Genomic DNA, 11,522 nt, shown 5'->3' with positions numbered 1-11,522 from the left:
CTCGAAGGACCTGATTCCGGCGAGTTTGTGGTGGGTGAGTGCCCGCCTGGGCCAGAATTAGCCCCGGTGGTTGTCAGGATCGTGCAGGGTTCGTGTGATTACCGTGACGGAGAGTCGCTGACCAATGTGAGCTTCTCGTTCCGCCATGACGGCGTGAATACGAGTGGCAAGGTCGAGATGACGATCGACGGGCCTACCGGGACGATCGTTTTGTCCCAGAAGACCGAGATTGAACTTCCGCCAGGCACCTACACCTGGACTGCCGAATCCATCGATGCAGCGTTCGAGCTCGAAGGTCCGGACTCGGGAGAGTTCGTCGTAGAGGGATGTGCACCTGAAGCCGAGATTGTCGAGGTGACCGTAAGTGTTCTGCCTGCCGACTGTGTATGGAGCGATGAGCAGTCTCTGACCGGTGTTACGGCTTCGATTAGTCCCGATGGTGGGGCGATCATTGTGGTCGATGGGACCATCCAGCTGACTTTCGATGGACAGACGGTCAACGTTGGTCCGGGAGATCACACCTGGACGGTCATAGTCGCCGAACCGTACAAAGTTGTCGGAAACGCAGAGGGCACCTTCGCTACGGACGCTTGCGTACCCGTAGTTCTATCGGACGTCAAAACCCCTGAGACGCCGGTGGTTACCACTCCCGACGTTCCCGTGGTGAATACACCGGACACACCGGTCGTCAAGACACCCGAGAAGCCGTCGGTTGCCAGCGACACCAAGGTGCTGGGAATTCAGACAACCCTGCCGGCGACGGGTTTTGATGACGGGCAGACGGCGGTACTGGCACTGGCGTTGATCCTGGCGGGGGCAGGCATATTGCTGGCCGTCCGAAAGGATGACGAGACCGTCGAGGTGGGTACCGCCATGGGAAGGCATCGTTTAGGACGGCCTGAACTTCGGGGCGGACGTCGCTGACCAAGGCTGAACCAACTGGTTCGCACCCACACAAATAGAACGACAAAGACAGGTGAACCCCGGAGTATCCTCCGGGGTTCACCTGTATGGAGCTAGCGATGGAATCGACATACGACCCAAATATCACCGAAGCACGCTGGTATGACGTGTGGGAACAGGCCGGAATTTTCAAACCCGAGTTCCGGCCGGACGGTGAGCCGTTTGTGGTGGTGATCCCGCCTCCCAACGTGACCGGGGTGCTGCACCTCGGGCACGCGTTGAACCATTCGATCCATGACATGATTCTCCGCCGCAAGCGGATGCAGGGCTATGCGGCGGTCTGGATTCCCGGAACGGACCATGCCGGCATCGCCACGCAGAACATTGTCGAGCGGCAACTGGCAGACGAAGGTCTCAACCGCCATGACCTCGGTCGGGAATCGTTCATCGAGCAGGTATGGACCTGGAAACGCCAATCCGGTGGGACGATTACCAAGCAAATGCGTCGACTCGGCGACTCGTGTGACTGGAGTCGGGAGCGTTTCACGATGGATGACGGCCTGTCCGTGGCCGTTCGAGAGGTCTTCGTGCGACTCTACGAGGAAGATCTGATGTACCGCGGCAATCGGATCATCAACTGGTGTCCTCGCTGTGGGACGGCCCTCGCCGAGATCGAGGTCGAGTTCGAGGATGAATCCGGGGAATTGGTCCACATTGCCTACCCCTTCACCGATGGCAGCGGGTCCATCACAGTGGCCACCACACGCGCCGAGACGATGCTCGGTGATACCGGCGTGGCCGTCCATCCAGACGACGATCGATATCGGGATGCGATAGGCAAGACCTTGACCCTTCCGCTCGTCGGCCGTGAGATTCCCGTCGTGGCCGATGACGCGGTCGAAATGGACTTTGGAACCGGCGCCGTCAAAGTCACACCTGCTCACGACCCGACCGATTTCGAGATCGGTCAACGGCACGGTCTTGACTCGATCACCATCTTCGATCGCCACGCAGTCGTCAACGAGTCCGGAGGGTCATTCGCTGGTTTGGACCGCTTCGCGGCGCGGGCTGCCGTCAAACGGGCTCTCGACAAGCTTGGAGCGCTTGTTCTGGTTGAGGATCGAACCCACCCGGTCGGTCACTGCTACCGGTGCCATACGATCATCGAGCCGATTCTGTCATTGCAGTGGTTTGTGCGGGTCGGACCCCTGGCCCGTCCCGCCATCGATGCGGTCCGCAACGGTGAGAGCCGTTTTATCCCCCAACGATGGGAAAACAGCTATTTCCACTGGATGGAGAACCTGCGCGACTGGTGTGTGTCCCGCCAGATCTGGTGGGGCCACCGAATTCCCGCCTGGTACTGCGACGACTGCGATCACACGATCGTCGCCCGGCAGGATCCAACCTCCTGCGAGGCGTGTGGAAGCTCGAAGCTGACTCAAGACGAGGACGTCCTTGACACGTGGTTTTCGTCCGCCTTGTGGCCGTTCAGCACCCTGGGGTGGCCAGAGCAGACCAACGACCTGGAGCGCTTCTACCCCAACTCGGTCATGATCACGGGTTTTGACATCATCTACTTCTGGGTAGCTCGCATGCTCAAGATGGGCATTCACTTCATGGGCGAGGTGCCATTCCCGGACATCATTATCCATGGCCTGGTGCGAACTGCCGACGGAGCCAAAATGTCCAAGTCCGTCGGAAACGCCATCGACCCGATGGACGTCATCGCCGAACATGGTGCCGATGCCCTACGTCTAGCTCTGCTCCAAGCGGCCTCGCCCGGCCAGGATGTTCCTCTTGATGAGGAATGGGTGCGGGCCGCCCGCAAGTTTGGCAACAAATTGTGGAATGCCACCGCCTTTGCGTTGATGAACCTTGACGAAAAGGTGCCCTCAGACGGGTACCCCACACCCACCCACCCCGTGAACCGCTGGGTGCTGGCCCGCCTGGCCGACGTGGTCGGCCGATACGACGAACTCTGTGATGAATACCGTCTCGCTGATGCCCTCAGCTTGCTGTACTCGTTTACCTGGTCAGAGGTCTTCGACTGGTATCTGGAAATGTCGAAACCGTTGTTCAAAGATGCGACTCTCCGAGCAGAAACCCAAGCCACCCTCGGGGCGGTTGTACGGGACATTTTGAAGTTGTTCCATCCAGCCATTCCGTATCTGACTGAGGAGTTGTGGTCCGAGTTGGTCGACGACGGACTCTTGGCGGGGGCGGATTGGCCGATTGTTCCGTACGTTGCCACCCCGCTCCATGTGGAGGTGCTCATGGAGTTGGTGTCGGCGGTTCGCCGCTTTCGATCAGGACATCAGATTTCGCTCAAACAACCGATCGATCTTCTCGTCCTCGATCCCGACGGCGTTGTCGATGAGTGGTGGGCTAGTCAGTTCTTGTCTCTCGTCAACGTTGCATTGCACCCGATTTCCGAGCCGCAGGGGGCCGGCCACACTCGCTTGTTGGCGGGTTCGGTGCAAGGCTTTATTGCTCTCGTAGGGCTCATCGATGTCGGTGCCGAGGTGGCCAGGATTCGCAAAACCATGGGTGCAGCCGAGGCCGAGTTGATAAACGCTTCCAAGAAGCTTTCGAACCAGGGTTTTCTCGCCAAGGCGCCCGACGATGTCGTTGCCAAAGAACAAGCCAAGGCGGACGAGGCCCGGGCGATGATTGAGAAGCTCACAACGCAACTCGAAGAACTTGGCCAATGATCGAAACCTATGACGAGGCGGTGGCCTACCTCGACAGCCATATCGGGCAAGGCATCCGCCCCGGCCTGAGCCGTACGGCCGAAGTCCTTGACATGATGGGCAATCCGCACCGGGACTATCCGGTGGTGCTGGTAACGGGTAGCAACGGTAAAACCTCGACAACCCGGATGATCAGCGCGATGCTCACCGCCCACGGGTTGCGGGTTGGCACGTTCACATCGCCGCATCTCGAACGCATCGAGGAGCGTTTCGGGATGGACAATGATCCCGCTGCGGCGGATGATTTTGTGCAAGCTGTCGCCGATGTTGCCGTGTTTGCCGATCTCTACAAGGCACGAACCGGTGACAGTTTGACCTATTTCGAGGTAACTACCGTCCTGGCGTACGCGTTCTTTGCCGCCCAGGCAGTCGATGTCGCCGTCGTTGAAGTCGGCATGGGCGGCCGACTCGACGCCACGAACGTCGCTGACGCCGACGTAGCCGTCATCACCGGAATCTCCCTCGAACACACGGACGTTCTCGGCGAGACGTTTGGCGAGATTGCTTCGGAGAAGGTGGGCATTACCCGTCCCGGCGCCGTCCTGATCGAAGGACCGCTGCCTGCTGAAGCACGGGCGGTGGTCGTGGCGCACTGTTCTGATAAGGACGTTCGGCGCGTCACGTTCGGGATTGATCTGAATATTGGCGAGTTTGCACCGGCGGTTGGTGGCTGGTTGGTCACGATCGAAGGCGCCTTTGCCAGCTACCCCGACCTATTCCTACCGGTGCACGGCGAGCATCAATTGACGAACCTGACGGTCGCCATCGGCGCTGTGGAGGCCTTCTTCGAGCGGGCACTGGTGATTGACGCCGTCGAGGAAGGCCTGGCGGGCCTGACCGTTCCCGGTCGTCTTGAAACGGTATCTGTCGAACCGTTGATCGTGATCGATGGGGCCCATAACCCGGAGGGCATGGAAGCGGCGGCGGCGGCGCTCGACGCGTTCGGGCCGCGGGACTGGGTGGTCATATTCGGGGCCATGGGAGACAAAGATGTCGCCTCGATGGTGGTACCGCTCGGGTCGTTTGCCAGCCATGTAATCACCACTGCGGTTGACCACGAGCGGGCGGCGGATCCGGTTGTTCTGGCCGACCTGGTCCGGGCGGCTATTGACTGTCCGGTGGACTCGACGTCGTCGACGGCCGAGGCACTCGACCTCGCCCGGCAACAAACCGGGGAGTACGGAGCGATCCTGGTGTTGGGCTCGCTCTATCTCGCCGGTGAGATTCGCTCCAGGCTCGGTTGAATTCTCACTCAGGGTGGCGGCGTTCACGCTCCATTGGGCAATTCAGGTCGCGGTCCGTATGATCTTCGCAAACATCGATCACAGCAGGACATAGCTCATGGCAGTAGAAAACACATTCATCATGGTCAAGCCTGACGGCGTCGCTCGTCGATTGGTCGGCGAAGTGGTAGGTCGCCTTGAGCAAAAAGGGCTCACTCTTGAGAAGATGCGTATGTTGACGATTCCTGCGGAGATGGCCGAACGCCACTATGCGGAGCACGTTGAACGGCCCTTTTTTGGCGAACTCATAGCCTTCATCACGAGCGGCCCGGTCGTCGCGATGGAATGGAGCGGCGAAAACGCCATCGCTCTTTGCCGTACGCTGATGGGTGCCACCAATCCGATGGACGCCGACCCTGGTTCTATCCGGGGAGACCTGGCAACGGTGGTTACCGAGAATATCGTCCACGGATCCGACAGTCCGGAGTCGGCAGCCCGTGAGCTGGCACTGTTCTTTACTGCTTAGAAGCCGTGTGCCGACTAAGCTCCGAACAACCGGTTTAAGGGGCCATTGTGGCTGATTCCCTCTTTGCCTTTGCGGGCCAAGACATGGCAATCGATCTCGGTACTGCCAACACCCTCGTCTATGTGCGCGGGCAAGGAATCGTTTTGAACGAACCGTCGGTAGTGGCGATCAACACCCAGACGCAACGCGCCCTTGCCGTTGGGATGGAAGCCAAACGTATGATCGGACGTACCCCCTCACATATTCGGGCAGTGCGCCCTCTTCGTGATGGCGTGATTGCCGATTTCGATATCACCGAAAAGATGCTTCGGTACTTCATCCAGAAGGTTCATCGCCGTAAATGGGCCCGCCCCCGGATTGTGATTTGTGTCCCCTCGGGCATCACCCCGGTCGAACGACGGGCGGTGGAAGAGGCTGCGTACCATGCCGGTGCTCGCCGGGCCTACACGATTGAAGAACCGATGGCTGCTGCGATTGGTTCGGGCCTGCCGATTCACGAGCCGGCAGGATCGATGGTGGTTGATATCGGCGGCGGAACCACCGAAGTAGCTGTGATATCCCTTGGTGGAATCGTCGTTTCTCGTTCGATCAGGGTGGGGGGTGACGAGCTCGATGAAGCCGTCATTGATTGGGTAAAGAAGGAATACAACCTGCTACTTGGTGAGCGGACCGCCGAGCAGCTCAAAATGGCCATCGGATCCGCCTATCCATACGCCGACGAACCGTCGGCAGAAGTACGTGGCCGGGACCTCGTGACCGGGCTGCCCAAAACCGTTGTTCTTTCAAGTCCTGAGATCCGCGAGGCCATCGAAGAACCTGTTGCTGCGTTTGTCGATGCGGTCAAGTACACTCTCGACAAGACTCCTCCAGAACTTGCATCTGACATTATTGAGCGAGGCATCGTGCTCACCGGGGGAGGGGCATTGCTCCGTGGCCTTGATGAGCGTCTCGCCTATGAGACCGGGATGGCTATGGTCACGGCCGATCGCCCGCTGCAATCCGTCGTGTTGGGATCGGGCAAGTGTTTGGAAGAGTTCGACGTACTTCAGGGAGTATTGGCGAGTTCCAGTCGGGCCTGATGGTGATTGCCGCAAATGGATAGGGGCCACCGCAGCAACCCAACAATGCTGCTTACCATTCTGCTGGTTGCGTCCTTTCTTCTCATGACATTTGATGTCCGCAGTCAGAACTCTGGTTTGACGGCAACCCTCCGCACCGGAGCTCAATCGCTGACGGCCCCTCTTCAGGATGCGTCTCGTGCGGTGGTCGACCCGATTGTCGACTTCGTTGATGGACTGGCCAATCTCGGCTCGCTTCGCGAAGAGAACCGGCGACTCCGTGAGGAACTCAATCAAGCTCGTCTGGCGGCGGCTGAGGCCGACTCGTTGACAGAGCGGGTGGAGCTGCTCGAACGGCTCATGAACCTACCGGCAGGCGACTTCCCACAGATCGTTGCGGAGGTGCGAGGGGGAACCGGTCCGCTAGATCTGGGGCTGACGATCAATCAAGGTCTTGAGCAGGGTGTCGTGGTCGGGAATCCGGTGGTGGATGAGAATCAGGTATTGATCGGGGTAGTCACAGAAGCGCTTCCAAATTCGGCGATTATTCGTCTCATCACCGATCCTCTTTCGGGGATTCAGGTCCTGACGCAGGCCGGTGAGCTGGGCGTGGTCGAAGGTTTGGGAACAGCTGACAAGCTACGGCTGACGATTTTCGATACCCCTTTTGACATTGGCTCAGGCGAGGTGTTGCGGACGAGCGGGACCGAGGCGGGAATCCCGGCTGGTTTGGTCGTTGGTCAACTCACGAACGATGCCAGGACGAACGGGGGAGGGATCGAGACGGACGACGTTGCCCCGCTGGCCGATGGTCGAACCCTGAGCGTTGTGATCGTGGTGCAATATGGTGGTGCACCCATCGTGACAGGTACGGACAACACCACGACCACCACCACGCTTCCGCCCGATGGTGGGGACACTCCGTGAACGCCAGATCGATTGTCTGGGGTCTCGCTTTGGTGGCCCTGGCCGTGATCGTCCAGACGACCCTGTTCAGTCGCCTCGACGATCTTGGCGTGGTGGCCGATATCGTCATGGTCGTCGTTCTCGTCTCGGCCAGATGGCTCGATCCGGAACCTGCACTGCTACTCGGGTTCACCGGCGGCGTACTCTACGACCTCAACGGCACGACTCCCATTGGACTCAGGGCCATGGTTTTCACCATCCTGGCGTACGGAGCCGTACGGCTGGCCACCAGTTCGGAGGGCTCTCACTTGTCGGCCGCCATCGCGGTGGTCGTCCTCTCGTTTGCCGGTGTCGTGTTGTTCACCATGGTGGGTACTCTGTTCGGACAGGGAAGCCTGAGAGGTATCAGCGTGGTACAGACGTTCGTGCTCTTTCCGCTTTTCAACGGGGTGCTGTCGATAGCCGTCGGTCCGTTGATCAAAAGGGTGATGGTCAAGGAGAAAGTGCTCCTATGAGGTTGGAGATCCGGGTCGCCGCCCTCGCAACGGTGTTCGCACTTATGTTCGGTGCCCTGGTCACCCGGTTGTGGGTCGTGCAGATTGCCGAAGGCCCTGAACACGTCCAGAAGTCCCAGTCGCTCGAATGGTCCGAGTCACAGAGCACCGCGGCCCGGGGTGACATCGTTGACGCCAATGGAGAGGTCCTGGCCACCTCTGTTCAAGTGCCGGGGGTGGTGGTAACCCGCTCGCAAATTCCATCGGACATCGAGCCAAGCGTCATCCAGGAACTGGCCGGAGTCCTGGCCAGGGACCCGGCCGAGATCGCCGAGTTGTTCGCGTTGGCCGGTTCGGGCTCCACGTTCACCGTTGATGGCGTGACGCCCGAAGTCGCCTATTTCATAATGACCAACAAAAGTCGCTTTCCCGGTGTCTCCATTCGCAACGTCCCCCAACGGGTATATCCACAGGGAGCGTTCATGGCCCATGTGGTTGGCCATATCGGACGGGTTTCCAAAGAGGACCTGGGGGCCAATAGTGAGCTGGATCCGAATGGGACCGTAGGCAAGCTTGGCGTAGAGGGAAGCTACGACAAATACCTCCAGGGTGCACCAGGCGCCGAGTTCTACCAGGTGCTTCCCGACGGGACCCCATATGGCGAACGAAGGACGGTACCGGCCAAACAGGGCGGCACGGTCCAGATGACCCTTGACGCGGGTTTACAGATGACCGTCGAAAACGCGCTGGCGGCTGGCATTGAATGGGCCAAGACCCTGAAGGACACCGACCCGCAACGTGGGGCGGTCGTCGTTCTCAACGCAAAAACCGGAGAGATCAAGGCCATGGCTTCTTTTCCGACTTTTGACCCGGCACAGTTCGTTATTGGCTTGACCCAGACAGAATATGAAACCCTCCGGGACTCGCAGGCGTTCAACAACCTCGCCATTCAGGGTTTGTATCCACCCGGTTCGACCATGAAGGCGTTCGTGTATGCGACGGCCATTGAGGAAGGCATATACCCGGATTCGGCCAGCAGGCAGACACCGGACGGATCGATTGAGTGCACAGGCGTGCTGACAGCCAACGGGCTTGACGACGGATCCCAGAAACGATTCACCGACCCTGGACACGGGACCGTGGACTTGCACACTGCGCTCGGCGAGTCGTGCAACATCTACTTCTGGGAAGTGGCTTTGGCCATTTGGGGGAAGTATCAGGGGACGGACAAAGAGAACATCTTGCAGCGGTATGCCCGGAGCGTCGGCCTCGGTTCGCTGACCGGGATCGACCTTTGGGGCGAACGGGCCGGTCGGGTGCCGGACCGCGAACTCTTCGAACAGTGGCTTGTCGAATCACCCGGCTTGATTTCGGAGACTCGCAAGAATGGGAACCTATGGGTCGGCGGCGACCTCATGAACGTGGCGATCGGTCAGGGCGAAACCCTGGCGACGCCGCTCCAAATGGCGGTCGGATATGCGGCGCTCGTCAATGGCGGTACCGTTTGGGAACCGACGGTGGTCGATCAAATCATTGGCAGTGATGGGACCATCACAGACCTCCAGAGCGGTATCCGTAACCAGATCGAATGGTCAGAGGAGTTCGAGAACCTCATCCGGGAGGACTTGACCCGGACCATCGGCCCTGAGTCGGGCACCGCGTTCAGTGCGTTCCGTTCGATGGAGAACCGATTTCTCGTTGGCGGAAAGACCGGTACGGCCCAGCGGGCCGGGCATCCGAATACGGCGTGGTTTGTCGGCATGGCTCCTATTGCCGACCCCGAGTGGGTGATCGCTGTGGTGCTTGAAGACGGTGGTGGTGGCGGTACGTCAGCCGCCCCGGTGGCCAGGCAAATCTTCCAGTACCTGTTCGGCGAGACCGTCGACCCGATCGGAGCAGGGTTCTAATGGCCCTGTTCATGGAATCGAAAACTTCTTCCGAACAGGAGGGGGCCAAGTCAACGCCCATCGATATTCTGCTCCTGCTGTCGATGATCTTGCTCATTTCATTCGGTATCTTGATGGTGTATTCGGCCAGTCGGGATCTTGATGGCTCTCGTTTGATGGAACGCCAGGTCGTCTTTGCCGGTATCGGCCTTGGCCTGTTTCTCCTGTTGTCCTGGATGGACTACCGGGAGTTCCGCCTGTTCTCTCCGGTGGTATATGCGGTAACGATCTTCATGCTTACGATCGTGTTCGCCCAGGCGAAGGTCGCCGGTACCAACCGATGGTTGTCACTTCCTGGCGGGTTCAACCTTCAGCCATCGGAGTTTGCCAAACTGTCCGTCATCCTGCTGCTGGCCGCCGTGCTTGCCGGCACGTTCGACGACGAAGACTTGACGTGGCGCCGGCTTGGGGCGGCCCTGTTGATGCTGGCGCTTCCCGGAGCCCTCATCGTCCTCCAGCCAGACCTTGGCACGGCTCTGGCCTTCGGATTTGTCACGATCGTTGTCCTATTCGCGGCCGGGGCGACTATCTGGCAGCTGTCCGGCCTCTTTTCGCTCGCCGGACTTGGCGTCTGGATCATCTTCAAATACGAGTTGCTGTTGGATTATCAACTTGCCAGGCTCACGAGCTTTCTCGATCCAGCTGCCGACAAGCTCGGGTCCGGGTATAACGTTCTCAACTCCCTCACGACGATCGGATCAGGTCAACTCTTCGGTCGCGGACTCTTCAACGGAGCGCTCACCGAACGATCGTTTGTGCCTGAGCAGGAAACCGACTTCATCTTCACCGCGGTTGGTGAGCAATTGGGCTTCATCGGGGGAGCCCTCGTTCTCTTTGCCTATGCGCTGATAATCCTGCGTTTGCTCCGTATTGCGACCGCAGCATCTGATCGATTTGGCTCTCTGATTGCCGTCGGAGTCGCCGGGCTGTTCGTTTTTCATGTCATTGTCAATGTCGGCATGACCCTGGCCGTGATGCCCGTCACCGGGCTCCCGCTACCGTTTATGAGCGCCGGGGGTTCGTCCATGCTGGCTATGTGCATGGCCCTCGGTGTGGCACACTCGGTGTGGCGGCACCGGGATCTGAAACCGGCGCGAAGCAAGTCTTAAGGAGATCGGGTGGAACGGAGAGGCGAACGAGGGTGGGTGGAGGTCGTATGCGGTCCCATGTTCTCTGGCAAAAGCGAAGAGTTGATCCGGAGGGTGACCCGCTCCATGATCGCCCGAATTCCCGTTCAGACGTTCAAGCCGGGTCTTGACACTCGCTATTCGCTGAGTCAGGTCACCTCCCACTCGAGCCTGCGGGTCGATGCTCAACCAGTTGACTCATCGGCTGCCCTGTTGCGGGCGGTAAACAAAGAGACCATCGTCATCGGCGTCGATGAAGGCCAATTTTTTGACGAGGGTCTCGTGGCGGTGTGCGAAGCCCTGGCGGTGGCCGGCAAACAGGTCATTGTGGCGGGCCTTGACCTCGATTACCTCGGGCGCCCGTTTGATCCGATTCCCCGGCTGGCCGCCCGATCCGAGTACGTTACGAAGATGCTGGCGGTGTGCCATCGGTGTGGGGCGCCGGCGGCGTTTACCCAGAGAATCGTCGACAGCGATGAACTGGTGGTCCTGGGCGCAACCGATTCGTACGAAGCTCGATGCCGACTCTGTTATGACCCCGCGGAACCGGAACAGACCCGCCTGGAAATGTAAGAGCCGAACCGTCCGG

10 protein-coding genes are annotated in these 11,522 nt (G+C 59.5%); all 10 read left to right on the top strand.

Going from position 1 to position 11,522, the window contains the following annotated elements:
• The first annotated feature begins 66 nt into the window (after positions 1–66).
• Entirely contained in the window at positions 67–924 is an 858-nt protein-coding gene (locus JJE47_03475) for an LPXTG cell wall anchor domain-containing protein (protein ID MBK5266470.1), read from the top strand.
• Positions 925–1,010: 86 nt separating this feature from the next.
• Positions 1,011–3,614, top strand: coding sequence for a valine--tRNA ligase (locus tag JJE47_03470; protein MBK5266469.1), 2,604 nt, complete (start codon positions 1,011–1,013; stop codon positions 3,612–3,614).
• Positions 3,611–4,897 carry a bifunctional folylpolyglutamate synthase/dihydrofolate synthase gene (locus JJE47_03465; GenBank protein ID MBK5266468.1) on the top strand — a complete coding sequence of 429 codons (1,287 nt, stop codon included), beginning with the start codon at positions 3,611–3,613 and terminating at the stop codon, positions 4,895–4,897. The genes JJE47_03470 and JJE47_03465 overlap by 4 nt, the downstream gene beginning before the upstream one ends.
• A gap of 97 nt (positions 4,898–4,994) precedes the next feature.
• Positions 4,995–5,402 carry a nucleoside-diphosphate kinase gene (gene ndk / locus JJE47_03460; GenBank protein ID MBK5266467.1) on the top strand — a complete coding sequence of 136 codons (408 nt, stop codon included), beginning with the start codon at positions 4,995–4,997 and terminating at the stop codon, positions 5,400–5,402.
• A 47-nt stretch (positions 5,403–5,449) separates the two neighbouring features.
• A complete protein-coding gene (locus tag JJE47_03455) occupies positions 5,450–6,481 on the top strand; it encodes a rod shape-determining protein (protein MBK5266466.1) in 1,032 nt (343 codons plus the stop codon).
• Positions 6,482–6,526: 45 nt separating this feature from the next.
• A complete protein-coding gene (locus JJE47_03450; protein ID MBK5266465.1) occupies positions 6,527–7,387 on the top strand; it encodes a rod shape-determining protein MreC in 861 nt (286 codons plus the stop codon).
• Positions 7,384–7,881 carry a rod shape-determining protein MreD gene (gene mreD / locus JJE47_03445; protein MBK5266464.1) on the top strand — a complete coding sequence of 166 codons (498 nt, stop codon included), beginning with the start codon at positions 7,384–7,386 and terminating at the stop codon, positions 7,879–7,881. The genes JJE47_03450 and mreD overlap by 4 nt, the downstream gene beginning before the upstream one ends.
• The gene (locus tag JJE47_03440) at positions 7,878–9,767 is read left to right on the top strand and encodes a hypothetical protein (GenBank protein MBK5266463.1); all 1,890 of its coding nucleotides are present in this window, start codon (positions 7,878–7,880) and stop codon (positions 9,765–9,767) included. Before mreD ends, JJE47_03440 begins: the two co-directional genes overlap by 4 nt.
• A complete protein-coding gene (rodA, locus tag JJE47_03435; GenBank protein ID MBK5266462.1) occupies positions 9,767–10,915 on the top strand; it encodes a rod shape-determining protein RodA in 1,149 nt (382 codons plus the stop codon). The genes JJE47_03440 and rodA overlap by 1 nt, the downstream gene beginning before the upstream one ends.
• A gap of 57 nt (positions 10,916–10,972) precedes the next feature.
• Complete coding sequence (locus JJE47_03430) at positions 10,973–11,506, top strand: thymidine kinase (GenBank protein ID MBK5266461.1); 534 nt, start codon at positions 10,973–10,975, stop codon at positions 11,504–11,506.
• The last annotated feature ends 16 nt before the right edge of the window (positions 11,507–11,522 follow it).

This window comes from Acidimicrobiia bacterium (assembly GCA_016650365.1).
In the GTDB taxonomy this organism is placed as follows: Bacteria; Actinomycetota; Acidimicrobiia; order Spongiisociales; family JAENVV01; genus JAENVV01.
Note: the sequence above shows the minus strand (reverse complement) of the source record. Positions and strands in the feature narration are given on the sequence as shown.

Excerpts from the sequence above, each read along its gene's own strand:
- JJE47_03470 (MBK5266469.1), top strand. The coding sequence starts at position 1,011 with ATGGAGCTAGCGATGGAATCGACATACGACCCAAATATCACCGAAGCA.
- JJE47_03465 (MBK5266468.1), top strand. The coding sequence starts at position 3,611 with ATGATCGAAACCTATGACGAGGCGGTGGCCTACCTCGACAGCCATATC.
- JJE47_03440 (MBK5266463.1), top strand. The coding sequence starts at position 7,878 with ATGAGGTTGGAGATCCGGGTCGCCGCCCTCGCAACGGTGTTCGCACTT.
- rodA (MBK5266462.1), top strand. The coding sequence starts at position 9,767 with ATGGCCCTGTTCATGGAATCGAAAACTTCTTCCGAACAGGAGGGGGCC.
- JJE47_03450 (MBK5266465.1), top strand. The coding sequence starts at position 6,527 with ATGCTGCTTACCATTCTGCTGGTTGCGTCCTTTCTTCTCATGACATTT.
- ndk (MBK5266467.1), top strand. The coding sequence starts at position 4,995 with ATGGCAGTAGAAAACACATTCATCATGGTCAAGCCTGACGGCGTCGCT.
- JJE47_03430 (MBK5266461.1), top strand. The coding sequence starts at position 10,973 with ATGTTCTCTGGCAAAAGCGAAGAGTTGATCCGGAGGGTGACCCGCTCC.